16 protein-coding genes and 1 tRNA gene are annotated in these 17,588 nt (G+C 67.6%); 12 read left to right on the plus strand and 5 right to left on the minus strand.

The features are described from left to right. The first annotated feature begins 29 nt into the window (after positions 1-29). From htpX to DID96_RS18515, 12 genes are all read left to right on the plus strand, one after another. Complete coding sequence (gene htpX, locus DID96_RS18460; RefSeq protein ID WP_124600719.1) at positions 30-887, plus strand: zinc metalloprotease HtpX; 858 nt, start codon at positions 30-32, stop codon at positions 885-887. 212 nt (positions 888-1,099) lie between these two features. Then, positions 1,100-2,503 (plus strand): 16S rRNA (cytosine(967)-C(5))-methyltransferase RsmB, encoded by a 1,404-nt coding sequence (gene rsmB, locus DID96_RS18465; RefSeq protein ID WP_124600720.1) that lies wholly within the window; start codon positions 1,100-1,102, stop codon positions 2,501-2,503. After that, positions 2,500-3,090 carry a DUF4390 domain-containing protein gene (locus DID96_RS18470; RefSeq protein ID WP_124600721.1) on the plus strand — a complete coding sequence of 197 codons (591 nt, stop codon included), beginning with the start codon at positions 2,500-2,502 and terminating at the stop codon, positions 3,088-3,090. Before rsmB ends, DID96_RS18470 begins: the two co-directional genes overlap by 4 nt. Then, a complete protein-coding gene (gene esaS / locus DID96_RS18475; RefSeq protein ID WP_124600722.1) occupies positions 3,080-5,533 on the plus strand; it encodes a sensor histidine kinase EsaS in 2,454 nt (817 codons plus the stop codon). The genes DID96_RS18470 and esaS overlap by 11 nt, the downstream gene beginning before the upstream one ends. Beyond that, positions 5,534-6,223 carry a response regulator transcription factor EsaR gene (gene esaR, locus DID96_RS18480; RefSeq protein WP_124600723.1) on the plus strand — a complete coding sequence of 230 codons (690 nt, stop codon included), beginning with the start codon at positions 5,534-5,536 and terminating at the stop codon, positions 6,221-6,223. A gap of 61 nt (positions 6,224-6,284) precedes the next feature. Continuing rightward, positions 6,285-6,360 (plus strand) — tRNA-Phe (locus tag DID96_RS18485). A 110-nt stretch (positions 6,361-6,470) separates the two neighbouring features. Beyond that, on the plus strand, positions 6,471-6,782 hold the full coding sequence (locus DID96_RS18490; RefSeq protein WP_124600724.1) for a hypothetical protein: 312 nt from the start codon (positions 6,471-6,473) through the stop codon (positions 6,780-6,782). A 346-nt stretch (positions 6,783-7,128) separates the two neighbouring features. Next, complete coding sequence (gene queC, locus DID96_RS18495) at positions 7,129-7,863, plus strand: 7-cyano-7-deazaguanine synthase QueC (protein WP_124600725.1); 735 nt, start codon at positions 7,129-7,131, stop codon at positions 7,861-7,863. Positions 7,864-7,933: 70 nt separating this feature from the next. Beyond that, positions 7,934-8,566, plus strand: coding sequence for a 7-carboxy-7-deazaguanine synthase (gene queE / locus DID96_RS18500; RefSeq protein ID WP_124600726.1), 633 nt, complete (start codon positions 7,934-7,936; stop codon positions 8,564-8,566). 18 nt (positions 8,567-8,584) lie between these two features. After that, positions 8,585-9,037: a 6-carboxytetrahydropterin synthase QueD gene (gene queD, locus DID96_RS18505; protein ID WP_124600727.1), complete on the plus strand. Its 453-nt coding sequence runs from the start codon at positions 8,585-8,587 to the stop codon at positions 9,035-9,037. A gap of 380 nt (positions 9,038-9,417) precedes the next feature. Continuing rightward, positions 9,418-10,203, plus strand: coding sequence for an HpcH/HpaI aldolase/citrate lyase family protein (locus DID96_RS18510; RefSeq protein ID WP_124600728.1), 786 nt, complete (start codon positions 9,418-9,420; stop codon positions 10,201-10,203). Continuing rightward, positions 10,200-10,988 carry a tetratricopeptide repeat protein gene (locus DID96_RS18515; RefSeq protein WP_124600729.1) on the plus strand — a complete coding sequence of 263 codons (789 nt, stop codon included), beginning with the start codon at positions 10,200-10,202 and terminating at the stop codon, positions 10,986-10,988. The genes DID96_RS18510 and DID96_RS18515 overlap by 4 nt, the downstream gene beginning before the upstream one ends. A 44-nt stretch (positions 10,989-11,032) precedes the next feature. Here the strand turns inward: DID96_RS18515 and rodA are convergent, their stop codons facing one another. From rodA to DID96_RS18540, 5 genes are all read right to left on the minus strand, one after another. Next, complete coding sequence (gene rodA / locus DID96_RS18520; protein WP_124600730.1) at positions 11,033-12,181, minus strand: rod shape-determining protein RodA; 1,149 nt, start codon at positions 12,179-12,181, stop codon at positions 11,033-11,035. A gap of 11 nt (positions 12,182-12,192) precedes the next feature. Beyond that, positions 12,193-14,496, minus strand: coding sequence for a penicillin-binding protein 2 (mrdA, locus tag DID96_RS18525; protein WP_124600731.1), 2,304 nt, complete (start codon positions 14,494-14,496; stop codon positions 12,193-12,195). Positions 14,497-14,624: 128 nt separating this feature from the next. Beyond that, a complete protein-coding gene (mreD, locus tag DID96_RS18530) occupies positions 14,625-15,137 on the minus strand; it encodes a rod shape-determining protein MreD (RefSeq protein WP_124600732.1) in 513 nt (170 codons plus the stop codon). Further along, positions 15,134-16,234, minus strand: coding sequence for a rod shape-determining protein MreC (gene mreC, locus DID96_RS18535; protein WP_124600733.1), 1,101 nt, complete (start codon positions 16,232-16,234; stop codon positions 15,134-15,136). Before mreC ends, mreD begins: the two co-directional genes overlap by 4 nt. A 125-nt stretch (positions 16,235-16,359) precedes the next feature. Next, positions 16,360-17,403: a rod shape-determining protein gene (locus DID96_RS18540; protein ID WP_004189550.1), complete on the minus strand. Its 1,044-nt coding sequence runs from the start codon at positions 17,401-17,403 to the stop codon at positions 16,360-16,362. Positions 17,404-17,588: the final 185 nt, after the last annotated feature.

Here is a 17,588-nt window from a genome sequence, read left to right on the forward strand (position 1 = left end):
GGAGTCGCATTCGGATAAGGAGTCGACGTATGTTCAATTGGGTCAAAACGGCGATGCTGATGGCCGCGATCACGGCCCTGTTCATCGTGATCGGCGGCATGATCGGCGGATCGCGCGGTATGACGATCGCGCTGCTGTTCGCGCTCGGCATGAATTTCTTTTCTTACTGGTTCTCCGACAAGTTGGTGCTGCGCATGTACAACGCGCAGGAAGTCGACGAGAACACGGCGCCGCAGTTCTACCGGATGGTGCGCGAGCTGGCGACGCGCGCGAACCTGCCGATGCCGCGCGTCTACCTGATCAACGAAGACGCGCCGAACGCGTTCGCGACGGGCCGCAACCCCGAACACGCGGCCGTCGCGGCGACGACGGGCATCCTGCGCGTGCTGTCGGAGCGCGAGATGCGCGGCGTGATGGCGCACGAGCTCGCGCACGTGAAGCACCGTGACATCCTGATCTCGACGATCACCGCAACGATGGCGGGCGCGATCTCGGCACTCGCGAACTTCGCGATGTTCTTCGGCGGTCGCGACGAGAACGGCCGTCCGGCCAACCCGATCGCCGGCATCGCGGTCGCGCTGCTCGCGCCGATCGCGGGCGCGCTGATCCAGATGGCGATCTCGCGGGCGCGCGAATTCGAGGCCGATCGCGGTGGTGCGCAGATTTCCGGCGATCCGCAGGCGCTCGCGTCGGCGCTCGACAAGATCCACCGCTACGCGGCGGGCATTCCGTTCCCGGCGGCCGAGGAGCATCCGGCCACCGCGCAGATGATGATCATGAACCCGCTGCACGGCGGCGGCCTGCAGAACCTGTTCTCGACGCACCCGGCCACCGAGGAGCGCATCGCGCGCCTGATGGAAATGGCGCGGACGGGGCGCTTCGACTAAGTTCCCCCTGTCGTACCGTGCGTGGTCGTCACCGTCGCGCACGCTCGACCCACCCCGCATGCTTCGTGCTGCGGGGTGTTCTGTTTCTGCGTCTCGAAAAGAGGGGCGCATGGTCACACGCTACAATGCCCGGTTTGGGATCGCGGCGGCCGGGCCTTGCCTTGAGTGAGCCGTCAGCCGCGCCCCCCGCCGCTTGCCGACGCTTCGCTCCAATGACACGAACCCGCTCCTCCGCCAAATCATCGTCCAGCCGTCCGGCTCACCTGCCCGCGTTGCACGTCGCGCCCGATTCGCTCGGCTTTGCGCTCGACGCGGCGGCGCAGGCGGTCGACGCGGTGCGCCGCGGCACCGCGCTGCCGGGGGCGCTGGCGACGGTGTTCGCGGGCATGGCGTCCGGCGCGCAGGCGCTTGCGCGCGGCGCGACACAGGATGTCGCGTACCGGACGATGCGGCGCCTCGGCAGCGCCGACTGGCTGATCGGCCGACTCGTCAGCAAGGCGCCGCCCGCGCATATTCATGGCGTGCTCACCTGCGCGATCGCGCTGCTGCTCGACGATGCCGACACGGCCGCGTACCCGGCATTCACCGTCGTCGACCAGGCCGTGACCGCAATCGGCGCGCGCCGCGAGTTCGTGTTCGCCAAGGGGATGGTCAACGCGGTGTTGCGGCGCTTCCTGCGTGAACGCGCGACGCTCGTCGCGGCGATGCAGGACGATCCGGTCGCGCGCTGGAACTACCGTACATGGTGGGTCGACGCGGTGAAGGCCGCATGGTCCGACGACTGGCAGGCGATGCTTGCAGCCGGCGACCGTCCCGGCCCGCTCACGTTGCGCGTGAACGCACGCCGCGCGACGGTCGACGCGTACCTCGATACGCTGCGCACGCACGGGATCGACGCGGCCGCGATCGGCAAGCACGCGGTGCGGCTCGCGTCGGCGCTGCCGGTCGATCGCATCCCGGGCTTTGCCGACGGCGTCGTGTCGGTGCAGGACGCCGGCGCGCAGCTCGCTGCCGAGTGGCTCGGCGCGGCCGACGGGATGCGTGTGCTCGACGCGTGCGCGGCGCCCGGCGGCAAGACCGGGCACATACTCGAGCTTGCCGACGCGGAGGTCGTTGCGCTCGAAAGCGACGCGACCCGCGCAGCGCGCATCGGCGAGAATCTCGCGCGCCTGTCGCTCGTCGCGGACGTGCGTGTCGGCGATGCGGGCGCGCCCGGCGACTGGCACGACGGCCGGCCGTTCGACCGCATTCTCGCCGACGTGCCTTGCTCGGCATCCGGTATCGTGCGCCGTCATCCCGACATTCGCTGGCTGCGCCGTGCAGCCGACATCCCGGCGCTCGTCGCCGAGCAGCGCCGCATCCTGTCGGCGCTGTGGCCGCTCGTGAAGCCGGGCGGCGAACTGCTTTACGTCACGTGCTCGATCTTCCCGGAAGAAGGCGAGCAGCAGGCGCGCTGGTTTGAAGCGGCCTGTGAAGATGCGGTACGATTGGACGCGCCCGGCCAGCTGCTGCCGCGCGCCGTGCCGGGCGGAGCGCAGGACGGTTCGGCCGCGAGCGCACTCGACCCGACCACCGATCACGACGGATTTTTCTACGCGCGGTTTCAGAAACGGTGACGATCAAACGCCTTTTTCCACTCCGGCTCGCGACCGTGCTGATGGTCGCGCTGACGCTGTGCCTGGCCTTCGCGATGCCGGCACGCGCCGAATCGATCGCCGTGCAGCGTGCGTCGCTGCAAGCCGACGGCAGCGGCTGGAGCCTCGACGCCCGCTTCGACTTCGACCTGAACGCGAACCTCGAGGACGCCGTCAACAAGGGCATTCCGCTTTACTTCACGACCGACTTCGAGCTGAGCCGCGCGCGCTGGTACTGGTTCGACGAGCAGCCGGTGTCGGTGTCGCAGACGATCCGCCTGTCGTTCCAGCCGCTCACACGCGAATACCGCGTGTCGACGGGGGGGCTGCAACTCGGCTTCGCGACGCTGAAGGACGCGCTTGCGGTCGTCAAGCACATCACATCGTGGCACGTGATCGACCGCAACCAGGTGCACCAGGGCGAGACTTATACGGCCTCGGTGCGGATGCAGCTCGATACGGCGCTGATGCCGAAGCCGTTCCAGGTCGACGCGGTCAACAACCGCGACTGGGCGCTCGCGTCGGACTGGAAGCGCTTTACCTTCACGGTGGCCGAACGTGCTAAATAAAGTGCGCCGCGCGGCCAGCGGGAAGAGCCTCCTCGTTCGCGTGATCGTCTCGACCGTCGCGCTCACCGCGCTGCTGCTGCTCGTGCTGCTCGCCGCTGCAAGCGCGAACACCGAATTCTTCGACCGCTACTACTCGTGGCTGTACGCGACGAACATCGTCGTCGCGCTCGTGTTCCTGCTCGTCGTGCTCGGCCTGATCGGGATGATCGTCGTGCGCCTCAGGAAGGGCAAATTCGGCACGCGGCTGCTCGCGAAGCTCGCGGTGTTCTTCGCACTCGTCGGCGTGGTGCCGGGCGGCATCATCTACATCGTGTCGTACCAGTTCGTGTCGCGCAGCATCGAATCGTGGTTCGACGTGAACGTCGAGACTGCGCTGACCGCCGGCCTCAACCTCGGCCGCGGGATGCTCGACGCATCGCTGTCCGACCTGCAGACGAAAGCGCGGCTGATGTCCGACCAGCTCGCGAGCGCCGATACCAACACGAACGGCACGACGCTGACGCTGCTGCGCCTGCGCGACCAGTTCGGCGTGCAGGACGCGACGATCGTCGAGCCTGGCCGCAGCGGTTCGGGCGCGGCGCCCGACCTGCACATCGTCGCGCAGGCGTCAGGCAATTTCGCCGCGCTGATCCCCGATGACCTGCCGACCCCGCTGATGCTGAACCAGGCGCGCGAACGCGGCGTGTACGCGGCGATCGAGGGCGAGGTCGACGGCGATCCCCATGCGCACGGCGCGAAGGGCGCGCTGCGCTTGCGCGTCGTGCGGCCGATTCCCGATGCGACGATGTCGCTGCTGCAGCCGGCCGAACGCTTCCTGCAGCTCACGCAGCCGGTGCCGCCGACGCTCGCGCACAACGCGGACGCCGTGCAGCGCGCGTATCGCGAATACCAGGAGAAGTCGCTCGGCCGCACGGGCCTGCGCAAGATGTACATCGGCACGCTGACGCTCGCGCTGTTCCTCGCGACCTTCATCGCGATGATGCTCGCGCTCGCGCTCGGCCAGCAGCTCGCGCGGCCGCTGTTCCTGCTTGCGCAGGGAACGAAGGAGGTCACCGAAGGCGACTACACGCCGAAGCGCGAGATCAAGACGCGCGACGAGCTCGGCTTCCTCACGCAGTCGTTCAACGCGATGACGCGCCAGTTGTCCGAGGCGCGGCTCGCGGTCGAGAAGAACCGGGTCGCGCTCGAGCATTCGAAGACGTATCTCGAGAGCATCCTCGCGAACCTGACCGCGGGCGTGTTCGTGCTCGACCGCCAGTTCCGGCTGACGACCGCAAACCGCGGCGCCGAGCGGATTTTCCGGCAGCCGTTCAATTCGCTGATCGGCACGACGCTCGACCAGATCGGCGTCGTCGCGGAATTCGGCGCGATGGTGCGCAAGGCGTTCGCCGATCGCGAGGCGGCATCCGACGATGGCAGCGGCGATCGCGGCCACTGGCAGCAGCAGTTCGCGGTCGAAGTGCCGGGCGAAATCGATCCGCTGACGCTGCTCGTGCGCGGCACGCGTCTCGTGTCGACGGTGGACGGGCAAGCGGACGGGCAGGTGGACGATGCGCAGACGTCCGGCTATGTCGTCGTGTTCGACGACATCTCCGACGTGATCTCCGCGCAGCGCTCGGTTGCGTGGGGCGAAGTCGCGCGCCGGCTCGCGCACGAGATCAAGAACCCGCTGACGCCGATCCAGCTGTCGGCCGAGCGGCTGCAGATGAAGCTCACCGACAAGCTCGCGCCGTCCGACGCCGACGTGCTGAAGCGCGGCGCGACGATGATCGTCAACCAGGTCGCGGCGATGAAGCGGATGGTCGACGATTTCCGCGAATATGCGCGCACGCCGCCCGCGGTGCTCGCGAGCCTGCAGTTGAACGAACTGGTGAGCGAGGTGCTCGGGCTGTACGGCGTCGGCGAAGGCAAGAGCCCGATCGTCGTCGAGCTCGCGCCGCTGCCGGTGATTCGCGGCGACGCGACGCAGTTGCGTCAGGTGATCCACAACCTGCTGCAGAATGCGCAGGATTCGGTCGCTGAAGTCGCGCAACCGCGTGTGGTGATCGAAACCAAGACAGTAGAATATGGCGATCCCGACGCCGAGGGCAAAACGCGCGTCGCGGTCCGTCTTACCGTGTCCGACAACGGGCCCGGCTTTCCGGCGCGGATCCTGACCCGCGCGTTCGAGCCTTACGTGACGACGAAGGCGAAGGGCACGGGCCTCGGCTTGGCCACGGTCAAGAAAATCGTCGACGAGCACGGCGCGCGGATCGATCTGCGCAATCGCATGCACGGCGAGACCGTCGAGGGTGCGCAGGTGTCGATCCTGTTCCTGCAGCTGGCGAGCGATGCGCCGGACGCCGAGCATGGCGCGCGGGACGGGGCGGCCCCCGCAGGGACGGCCCCCGGACGGCCGGCCCCGGCAAAGACAAAAGCAAGTGTGCAGACAAAGGCAGCGTAAATGGCAACCATCCTGGTGGTAGATGATGAAATGGGCATCCGGGAATTGCTCTCGGAGATCCTCAGCGACGAAGGACATGTCGTCGAGGCGGCGGAGAACGCGCAGGCCGCGCGTGAGTACCGCCTCGATCAGGCGCCCGATCTCGTGCTGCTCGATATCTGGATGCCCGATACCGACGGCGTGACGTTGCTCAAGGAGTGGGCGGCGCAGGGTCTGCTGACGATGCCCGTGATCATGATGTCCGGGCACGCGACGATCGACACGGCCGTCGAGGCGACGAAGATCGGCGCGCTCGATTTCCTCGAGAAGCCCATCGCGTTGCAGAAACTTCTGAAGGCGGTCGAGCACGGGCTCGCGCGCGGCGCGGCGCCGGTGACCGTCAACGCGTCGTCGAAGCCGGCCACGGGGCCGGCATCGGTCGCGTCCGCGGCGGCGCTGCCGACGCTCGGCGACGACATGGCTACGGCGCTCGGTCTGTCCGGGCAGACGGCGGCGATTCCGTTCGACATCCCGTTGCGCGAGGCGCGCGATGCATTCGAGCGCGCGTACTTCGAGTATCACCTCGCACGCGAGAACGGCAGCATGACGCGCGTTGCCGAGAAGACGGGCCTCGAGCGCACGCACCTGTACCGCAAGCTCAAGCAGCTCGGTGTCGAACTCGGCAAGAAGCCGTCGGAAGGGGCCGTGTAATAAATTTCACGAAAACCCTTGCACAACCCTCGATGGCTGGATATACTTTCTCTTCTTCGTTGGCCCGGTAGCTCAGTTGGTAGAGCAGCGGATTGAAAATCCGCGTGTCGATGGTTCGATTCCGTCCCAGGCCACCAGAATTAGACGCCCAACCTCTCCAGGTTGGGCGTTTTCGTTTGTGGCGTGCATTTCGAGCCATGTGCAGTGTTTCCCGATTCGGCGCGCATCCCGTACTGGCATCGAATGGGTGCGGGCGCAACTTCAGCCAGTTGCCGATTGCGGAGAAATCGCGGTTTTCGAGGAGTGGACCTTGCATCGGGACTATTCGCGCGGCATCGGCCTGCACGCAACACTCGATGTGCGCTGTCTCAAGGTCGATGCAGTGAATGGCTTCATCGACCGGTTTCTCGCAATCGAGGCGGATTATCGCGATCCGGTTCCGCGATCGTGGCGGTATGAACAGGTGCCCTGCTGGGGGATCGAGTCGAACGCGCTGGTCGAGCCGTGGGGCTGGGCCGAGGCCGAAGCCAACGCGGGTCAGCCGGCTCCGTCCCACTGAATGTGGTAGAGTTGCGGGTTGGCAGGATCAACCCCAAGGATCGTCAGATTCTTGGGGTTTTTCGCTTGTGTCGGGTGTGGTGTGCCCGGCGGCATTTCGGATCGCGTGATAATATCCTTTGCCGTTCAACGAGTTAGCCGTTTCATGGCAGCGCGCGCCGAATTCCCGTCACGGTGCCTGGTGCCGATGCCGCGCGATGCGCAGTATAAGCGTCCCGTCGTCTTCGACGCGAGCGGCCCCGCCTATACTGGTCGAGCCGGTGCAGCCGGCCGCGTCGGGTCGCCAGGCGACAGCTGGTCGCCAGCGCGCAGCGCGACGCGAGCCTACACATTCACGGAGTATCACGGTGATTCGGACAGACGCTAAAGACGGCGCGCTCGTGTTGTTTTCCGGCGGGCAGGACTCGACCACGTGCGTGGCCTGGGCGCTCGAACGCTACCAGACGGTCGAGACGCTCGGCTTCGACTACGGCCAGCGTCATCGCGTCGAGCTGGAGTGTCGTGACGGCGTGCGCGAAGCGCTGAAGTACCAGTTCCCCGCGTGGGCGGACCGGCTCGGCGACGATCACATGATCGACCTGTCGGTGCTCGGCTCGATCAGCGATACGGCGATGACGCGCGCGATCGAGATCGAGACGTCGGCGAACGGGCTGCCGAACACGTTCGTGCCGGGCCGCAACCTGCTGTTCATGACGATCGCCGCGGCGATCGCCTACCGCCGCGGGCTGCGCGTGCTGGTCGGCGGGATGTGCGAAACCGACTTCTCCGGCTATCCGGACTGCCGCGACGACACGATGAAGGCGCTGCAGGTCGCGCTGAATCTCGGCATGGACACGCGCATCGTGCTCGAGACGCCGCTGATGTGGCTCGACAAGGCGCAGACCTGGCAGCTCGCCGAGCAGCTCGGCGGCCCGGCGCTCGTCGAGCTGATCCGCGTCGAGACGCATACGTGCTACGTCGGCGAGCGCGCCGAGCTGCACGACTGGGGTTTCGGCTGTGGCGAATGCCCGGCCTGCAAGCTGCGCAAGCGCGGCTACGAGGCCTACCTGAAGGGCGAGCGGGTGACCGAAGCGCCGCTGTGACGCGTGCGCGGCCACGGCGCACAATGGATGAACTGATCGACAACGCACGGCGCGAGCCGGACCAGGAACGATGACTTACGCGGTCAAGGAAATTTTCTACACGTTGCAGGGCGAGGGCGCGAACGCGGGCCGGCCGGCCGTGTTCTGCCGGTTCGCCGGCTGCAATCTGTGGTCGGGCCGCGAAGAAGACCGCGAGGAGGCCGTGTGCCGCTTCTGCGATACCGATTTCGTCGGCACCGACGGCGAGAACGGCGGCAAGTTCAAGGACGCCGAGGCACTCGCCGCGCAGGTCGCGAGCCTGTGGCCGGATGGCGAGGCGCACCGCTTCGTCGTCTGCACGGGCGGCGAGCCGATGCTGCAGCTCGACCAGCCGCTCGTCGACGCGCTGCACGGGCAAGGCTTCGAGATCGCGATCGAGACCAACGGTTCGCTGCCGGTGCTCGAGTCGATCGACTGGATCTGCGTGAGCCCGAAGGCCGACGCGCCGCTCGTGGTCACGAAGGGCAACGAGCTGAAGGTCGTGATCCCGCAGGACAACCAGCGGCTCGCCGACTACGCGAAGCTCGACTTCGACTATTACCTCGTCCAGCCGATGGACGGCCCGTCGCGCGATCTCAACACGAAGCTCGCGATCGACTGGTGCAAGCGCCATCCGCAGTGGCGGCTGTCGATGCAGACCCACAAATATCTGAACATTCCCTGAGCCACGGCTTTTGACATCGTGCTGATTACCCGAAAACTCGAATTCGACGCGGGCCACCGCATCCCCGATCACCGCAGCCAGTGCAGGAACCTGCACGGCCATCGCTACGTGCTCGAAATCACGCTGCGCGGCGATCTCGTCGATACCGAGGGGGCGCCCGACCGCGGCATGGTGATGGATTTCGCCGACGTGAAAGCGCTCGCGATGGAGCATCTGGTCAGCAAGTGGGATCATGCGTTTCTCGTCTATGCGCGCGACGAGGTCGTGCGCTCGTTCCTCGAGCAGATGGCCGACCACAAGACCGTCGTGATCGACCGGATCCCGACCGTCGAGAACCTCGCGGCGATCGCGTTCGACATCCTCGCGAATGTCTACGACGCGCACTACGGCATCAACCTGCGCCTCGAGCGCGTGCGCCTGTACGAAACCCCGAACTGCTGGGCCGACGTCGAGCGCGAGCCCGCCCGCTGACCTCGCCTTCCCGGCGGCCTCGCGGCCGCCCCGCGGCAGCCTCGCCGGCCGCCGCGCCGGCCCGCCACAGCGCACCGCAGCCGTAGTCCGCGCCGGCCCGCCACTGCATAGCGAGGCCGTAATCTGTTCCGACCCGGCCACCCATCCGTTCCCACATTCCGCGTGACGCCGCGCTATGATCGTTGCGTGGCTTCGCAAAACGCGCCCATGCGCGGGTCGCGTGGGTCGCGCTGTCAGATCGGCCGCCCACGGCCGACTGACGTTCGAGGGCCCGGTACGGCATCGCCGCCATATTTCGACTGCCCGGCGCCGCCCGGCGCGTCGCGCCCCGCCTGTTGCTTGTCCCTTTCGATTGCCGTTCCGTTCAGGAGGCCGTTTCGATGAGCACGCTCACCAATTCCCTCAAACAACGCCTGCACGACGGCAAAGACCCGCTATACGGCCTGTGGCTGACGCTCGCGAGTGACGCCGCCGCCGAAGCGCTCGCACATGCCGGCTACGACTGGCTCTGCATCGACATGGAGCACGCGCCGAACGACAGTCACGACGTCGCGTCGCAACTGCGGGCGCTCGCCGCGGCGCACCTGCCGAGCGAACCGGTCGTGCGCGTGCCGGCGCGCGAGCCGTGGCTCGTGAAGCGCGCGCTCGATGCGGGCGCGCGCACGCTGATGTTCCCGAGCATCGAGACCGTCGACGACGCGGCGCACGCGGTGCGGCTCACGCGCTATCCGTCGCCGGAATCGCCGGACGGGCTGCGCGGCGTCGCGGGGATGGTGCGGGCGGCGGCGTTCGGGATGCGGCGCGATTACCTGCAGACCGCGAACGCGCAGGTCGCGGTGATCGTGCAGATCGAATCGGCGCGCGGCGTCGACGACGTGGAGCGGATCGCCACGACGCCAGGCATCGACTGCCTGTTCGTCGGCCCGGCCGATCTGGCGGCGAGCCTCGGCCATCTCGGCGACATCCGGCATCCGGATGTCGAATCCGCGATGGCGCGCGTGCTTGCCGCGGGCCGGCAGGCGGGCGTCGCGGTCGGCATTTTCGCGGCGGACACGGCGACCGCGCGGCAGTATCGCGAGGCCGGCTACCGGATGATCTCGCTGTCCGCCGACGTGAGCTGGCTGCTGCGCGCGACGCGGCAGGCGTTGCAGGAGGTCAGGTCATGAACGGCATCGACGGTGCGTGTGGCGGGCCGCGCACGCACATACGCGCGCTGCGGGCAGGCACTGCGGCACTCGGCCTGTGGGCCGCCTGCTGCGCGGCAGGTGCGCAGGGTACGCAGAGCGCACAGAGCACACAGAGTACGCAGAATTCCCGCGCGAAGCCGGATCCGGCGCGCGAGACGCAGTCCGCGATCGCCGACTACAACGCGGGCAACTTCCGGGCCGCGCTCGTGCAGTTCCACGACGCGGCCGAGCGCGGCGACCGTCTGGCGGAATTCAATTACGCGATGATGCTGCTGACGGGCGAGGGCGTCACGGTGAACGTCGACGAGGGCTTGCGCTGGCTGCGCCGCGCAGCGGACGCGAACATGTCGCATGCGCAGTACGTATACGGCCGGATGCTCGACGACGGCGAGTTCGTCGCGCGCAATCCCGCCGAAGCGCATCGCTGGTTCCTGAAGGCGGCGCGGCAGGGCCACGTGCAGGCCGAACTGTCGCTCGCGAACCAGTTCCTCGACGGACGAGGGACGCCGCGCGACAACCGCCAGGCGTTCGTCTGGTACAAGCAGGCCGCGGACGCGGGCGAGCCGACCGCGCAGTACGTGACCGCATCGTTCTACGAACGCGGCGGCGACGGCGTCGAGCAGAACCTGAACATCGCGCGTGCGTATTACGCCGCCGCGGCCGCGCAGGGCGACGAGACGGCGGGACTCAAGTTCAAGGAACTTAGCGAACGCGTGAAGGCGCAGGGCCCGGCGAGCGGCGCCGGCGCGGCGCCGCCACAATAACAAAGCGGCGCACGAGGCGCCGCTGCGTTGATTTTCCGTGAGGATCAGCTCTTCATCAGCCGCCGCTGCCGGCCGACGCTCATGATCATCCCGATCGCGACGCCGAGCGTCGCGAGCGCGGTGCCGCCGTAGCTCATGAACGGCAGCGGCACGCCGACGACCGGCAGCACGCCGCTCACCATCCCGATGTTGACGAACGCATAGACGAAGAACGCGAGCGTGAGCGAACCGGCGAGCAGCCGGCCGAACAGCGTCGCGCCCTGCGCGGCGATGTACAGCCCGCGCGCGATCAGCGCCATGTACAGCGTTAGCAGCACGAGGCCGCCGGCAAGACCCCATTCCTCGGAGAACACCGCGAAGATGAAGTCGGTGTGCTTTTCCGGAATGAATTCGAGGTGCGCCTGCGTGCCCTTCAGGTAGCCCTTGCCGAGCGCGCCGCCCGAGCCGATCGCGATCACCGCCTGGATCGTGTGGAAGCCCTTGCCGAGCGGGTCGGACGTCGGGTCGAGCAGCGTGCAGACGCGGTGCTTCTGGTAGTCGTGCATCAGCGGCCACTGCACTTCCGGCTGGCAGATCCGTTCCTCGAACACCGCGATCGAGCCGACCGCGATCACGCCGGCGACCAGCACCGGCACGATCAGCTTGAACGACAGGCCCGCGAGATAGATCACGAAGAAGCCCGCCGCGAACACGAGCAGGCCGGTGCCGAGGTCCGGCTGTTTCGCGATCAGCCCGACCGGCACGAGCAGAATGCCGAACGCGGCGACGAAGTCGTACCAGCGCACGCCGCCTTCGCGCCGCTGGTAGTACCAGGCGAGCATCAGCGGCGTCGCGATCTTCAGGATCTCCGACGGCTGGATCACGACGCCGACGTTCAGCCAGCGCTTCGCGCCCTTCTTGGTCATCCCGAACAGCGCGACCGCGACCAATAGCGTGACGCCGAACGTATAGAGCGGGACCGCGAAGCGCATCAGCGTCGTCGGCGGGATGTTGGCGATCACCCACATCAGCACGAACGTCAGCAGGATGTTGCGCAACTGGTCCTCGACCCGGCCCGGCATGTCGATGCTCGCGCTGTACAGCGTGACGATGCCGACGCACATCAGCAGGAACACGATGAGGGCGAGCGGGCGGTCGAAGCCCGCGAACATCTGCTTGATCTTGTCGAGCCAGGCGCGCTTGTCGAATTGCATGCCTATCTCCGTTAATGAGCGGTGCCGGCGTCTGCCGCTTTCACGGCGGACGTCGCACGGTTGTCGTTGCGCGGCGCGGCGGCGAGCGGTTGCGCGCCGCCGGCCGGCTTGTGCGGCCGGTGCGGCATGCGCCGGAACGGCGGCATGCTCGCGGCGACCGGTGCCGCGGCGCTGGCCACGACAGGCGCGGAAACCTCGGCGGCATTCGCGCCCGATGCGGCGGGAACAGCCGGCGCCGAAGCGCCTGAAGCTGCCGACGCCGCATCCGCCGCGCTCGCCGCGGTCGGCACGACCGGCTGCGGCAGCGCCTTGAAGCCGGCCGCGACGGTGATGGCCCTGGCCGCATCGCCGATCACCGGCGCGTTGATCGGCTCGGTCGCCGACGCGGCGGCCGCGACGGCGGCCGCCTCGTTCTGCGGGTTCTGGCGCTCGACAAGGTAGTAGTCGAGCACGCGGCGCGCGATCGGGCCCGCGGACTGAGCGCCCCAGCCGCCGTTCTCGACGATCAGCGCGAGCGCGATCTTCGGCTGGTCGACGGGTGCGTACGCGATGAACAGCGCGTGGTCGCGCAGATGCTCGGCGAGCAGGTGGCCCTTGTAGTTGCCGCCCTGCAGCGAGAACACCTGCGCGGTACCGGTCTTGCCGGCGGCGAGATACCGCGCGCCCTGGAACACCTTGTACGCGGTGCCGGACGGGTTCTCGATCACGTTTTCCATCCCGCGCTTCACGACGTCGATGTCCGACTGCTTGAGCGGGATCACGTCGCTTTCCTTCGGCACCGTGAGGTGGCGCCCGCGCGAGATCGGATCCTCGACCTCCTTCACGAGGTGCGGCTTCATCACGACGCCGTTGTTCGCGAGCGTCGCGGTCGCGTGCGCGAGCTGCAGGATCGTGAACGAGTTGTAGCCCTGGCCGATCCCGAGGCTGATCGTCTCGCCGTCGAACCACTTCTGCTGCGCGGCCTTCTTGAAGGTCTTGCGCTTCCAGTCCGGCGACGGCAGGATCCCGCGCGCCTCGCCCTGGATGTCGATGCCGGTGATCTGGCCGAAGCCGAACGGCTTCATGAAGCTTGCGATCGCGTTCACGCCGAGGTCGCGCGCGAGCATGTAGAAGTAGGTGTCGTTCGACACCATGATCGCCTTGTTCATGTCGACGAAACCCTGGCCCGAACGCACGTCGTTGCGGAACGTATGGCCGCCGAACGTGAAGTAGCCGGGATCCTGGATGCCCCAGCCCGGCGTGCGCTTGCCGAGCGCCAGGCCCGCGAGCGCCATGAACGGCTTGTAGGTCGAGCCCGGCGGGTAGGTGCCGTGCAGCGGGCGGTTCAAGAGCGGCTTGTCGGCCGAGTTGTTCAGCTCGTCCCAGGTCTGCTGGTCGATGCCGTCGACGAACGAGTTCGGGTCGAAGCTCGGCGACGACACGAACGCGAGCACGTCGCCCGTCTTCGGCTCGATCGCGACGAGCGCGCCGCGCTTGCCGGCGAACGCCTGCTCGGCGACCTGCTGCAGCCCGATGTCGAGCGACAGCACGAGGTTGTTGCCGGGCGTCGCCTGCGTGCGCGACAGCGTGCGCACGGGCCGCCCGCCTGCCGTCACCTCGACTTCCTCGAAGCCGGTCAGGCCGTGCAGCTCGGTTTCATAGCTCTGCTCGACGCCGATCTTGCCGATGTAGTCGGTGCCCTTGTAGTTGTTCGCGTCGCGGCGCGGATCGTAATGTTCCTGATCGCTGTCGTTGTCGTCGCTCATCGCGTCGATCTTGTCCTGGTCGCGCTTCGAGATGCGGCCGATGTAGCCGATCACGTGCGCGGCGGTCGTGCCGAGCGGGTACTGGCGGAACAGCCGCGCGCGCACGTCGACGCCCGGGAAGCGGAAGCGCTGCGCGGTGAAGCGCGCGACTTCGTCGTCGGTGAGGCGGGTGCGGATCGGCAGGCTCTCGAAGTTCTTCGAGTCTTCCTGCAGCTTCTTGAAGCGGCGGCGGTCGCGCGCGTCGATCTGGACGATCGCGGACAGCTTGTCGATCGTGTTGTCGAGCGTATCGTCGAGCTTCGACGGCGTGATCTCGAGCGTGTACGCGGAGTAGTTCTTCGCGAGCACGACGCCGTTACGGTCGGTGATGATGCCGCGGTTCGGCACGATCGGCGCGACCGAAATACGGTTTTCCTCGGCCTGCAGTGCGTACTTGCCATGCTGAAACAGCTGCAGGTAGAAGAAGCGGCTCGCGAGCAGCCCGAAGCAGACGAACACGAACACGCCCGCCGCCGCGACGCGGAGGCGAAACTTCGAGAGCTGCTGTTGGGTGTCGTTGAATTCGGTCATGCGATTACTGTCGATCGGACCCGTGCGCGGCGAGCGTGCGCGGGCGTGGCGCCTGCCCGTGACGCGGCGCGTGGCGGGCGAACGGGCGGCGGGTGTTCAAGGCTCGGTCCTGGCGGCGCGGGCGCGGCTCAGATCGGGCGCGTGTCGTCCGGATCGACCGGACGGCGCTGCGGCATCAGCAGCAGGTGGCTCGCGACGGGCCACAGCGCGGCTTCGACGAAGCCGTCGACCAGGTAGCGCCAGCCGGGAAACGCGGCGCCCATCAGCAGGCGGATCACGAACGGCACGAGCTGCGCGGCGACGAGCAGCGGCGTTACATACAGCACCTGCACGCCGATCGGCATCCACAGCACGCGGCGGTGGATCGTGATCGCGCCGTACGACAGCAGCGTGTACGCGAGCGCATGCTCGCCGAGCAGGCCCGCATCGTGCACGTCCATCAGGATGCCGAGCGCGAACGCGACGCCCATCCCGACCTTGCGCGGCTGGTGAATGTTCCAGAACAGCAGCACGAGCGCGACGAAGTCGGGCACGCCGGGCAGGCGGCCCCACGGCATCAAATTCAGCAGGAACGCGGCGGCGAGGCTGAAGACGATGAAGTACGGGTTGACCGGCTGCAGGATGTATTGCGGGCGGTTCATCGCTGGGCTCCTGATTGCCCAGCCGCGGGCTTCGCGGGTGCGGCGGCGGGTTGGGCCGGCGCGTCATTCGCGGCGGGCGCCGGCTTTGCGCCCGGCTTCGCGTCAGGCTTTGCGTCAGGCTTCATAGCGGTCGGCTTTGCGCCTGCGTCGGCGGCCTTGTCAGCCGCCTTGTCGGTCGCTTTCGCGGCGGGCTTCGCGCCCTTCTTGCCGCCCTTCGCATTCTTGTCGGCGGCCGGGTCCGGCTCGGCCGGGCGCGGCGGAATGTCGTTCTGGTAATGCAGCACCAGCATCTGCCGCGCGCCCCGCACGGCCGCGACCGGCGCGCACGTTACGCGCGCAAACGCGGTGTCGGCGAGCTTGTCGACGCGCACGACCTTCGCGACCGGCAGGCCCGGCGGATAGACGCCGTCGAGGCCGCTCGTCACGAGCTCGTCGCCGGCGACGACGTCGGCGCTCGTCGGCACGAAGCGCAGGTCGAGCGAATCGCCCTTCGGCGTGCCGTAGATCACGCTGCGCAGGCCGGTGCGCAGCACCTGGACCGGAATCGCGAGATCACGGTCGGTGATCAGCGTGACTTCGGCCTGCAGCGGGAACACGCGCGTGACCTGGCCGACCACGCCGTCTTCGCTGACGACGGGCGCGCCGTGCTGGATGCCTTGTTGCGAACCGTGTCCGATCACGATCTTCTGCGTGAACGGGTCGCTCGTGTCGTACTGGATCTCGACGGGCGTCGCCTGCGTCGCGATGTGCTGGCGCAGTTCGAGCACCGCGCGCAGGTGCGTGTTCTCCTGCACGAGCACGGCGGCCTGGTTGGCCTGGGTCGACAGTTGCAGGTTGCGCGCGCGCAGCTGTTCGTTCTCGTGGCGCAGCGTCGCACCGGTCGCGGCGATGTCGGCCGCGCCCATGAACAGGTCGCGCGGCACGAGCGCCGCGCGCTGCAGCGGATACAGCACGGTGCCGAGCACCCCGCGGACGATCTCGAGCGTGTTGAAGCGCGCATCCGACACGAGCAGTGCGATCGCGACGGCGACGAAGAAGATGAGCCGCGCGAGCGCGGGAGGGCCTTGCTTGAAGAGGGGCGGCGGACTGTATTCCATGGTCGGCGCCGGGCGCGTGTGATCGGTTAAATGATGCTCAGACGCGCAAACGGCGCGGCGGTTCGATCTGAGCGAGCGAGCCGGCCACGCCGAAGGTGCGCCATATCGGGGAACTGCCTAGACGATCACTCGTACGAGAAGATGCTGCCCAGCTTGTCCATGCGCTCGAGTGCCATGCCCGAGCCGCGCACCACGCAGGTGAGCGGATCTTCGGCGACGAGCACCGGCAGGCCGGTTTCTTCCGCGAGCAGGCGGTCGAGGTCGCGCAGCAGCGCGCCGCCGCCCGTCAGCATCATCCCGCGTTCCGCGATGTCCGCGCCGAGTTCCGGCGGGGTCTGTTCGAGCGCGATCTTCACCGACGACACGATCTGGTTCAGCGGATCGGTCAGCGCTTCGAGGATTTCGTTGCTGGAGATCGTGAAGCTGCGCGGAATGCCTTCCGACAGGTTCCGGCCCTTCACTTCCATTTCCTTGACTTCGGAGCCCGGGAACGCGGAGCCGATTTCCTTCTTGATCGCCTCGGCGGTCTGTTCGCCGATCAGCATCCCGTAGTTGCGGCGGATGTAGTTGACGATCGCCTCGTCGAACTTGTCGCCGCCGACGCGCACCGAACCCTTGTAGACGATGCCGCCGAGCGAGATCACGCCGACTTCCGTCGTGCCGCCGCCGATGTCGACGACCATCGAGCCCGTCGCTTCCGACACCGGCAGGCCCGCGCCGATCGCGGCCGCCATCGGCTCCTCGATCAGGTAGACCTGCGACGCGCCGGCGCCGTGGGCGGCTTCCTTGATCGCGCGGCGCTCGACCTGGGTCGAGCCGCACGGCACGCAGATGATGATGCGCGGCGACGGCGAGAACATCCGCGACTCGTGGGCCGTCTTGATGAACTGCTTGATCATCTGCTCGGTGACGGTGAAGTCGGCGATCACGCCGTCCTTCATCGGGCGGATCGCCTCGATGTTGCCGGGCACCTTGCCGAGCATCTGCTTGGCTTCCTTGCCGACCGCCTGGATCGTCTTCTTGCCGTTGGGGCCGCCTTCCTGGCGGATCGACACGACGGACGGCTCATCGAGCACGATGCCTTTGCCGCGCATGTAGATCAGGGTGTTTGCGGTGCCGAGGTCGATCGCCAGATCGTTGGAGAAATAGCTGCGCAAAAAACCGAACATTCAGAATCCTGTTTCGCTCTGGGCCGGCCCTGCGTGGCGAGCAGCGCTTGAGGGCGGCAGCGGAAAAAATAACAGCCTCGGATCGTGGCGGAAGCGGCCGCCGCGGCGCTCGAAGCTGCGAGTGATATCTACCGGAGATCGCACGAAGCTCGCACGGCTTGCCGAAGCGGGGCGAAACGGTGCGG

The organism is Burkholderia sp. Bp8963, assembly GCF_003854275.1.
Lineage (GTDB): Bacteria > Pseudomonadota > Gammaproteobacteria > Burkholderiales > Burkholderiaceae > Burkholderia.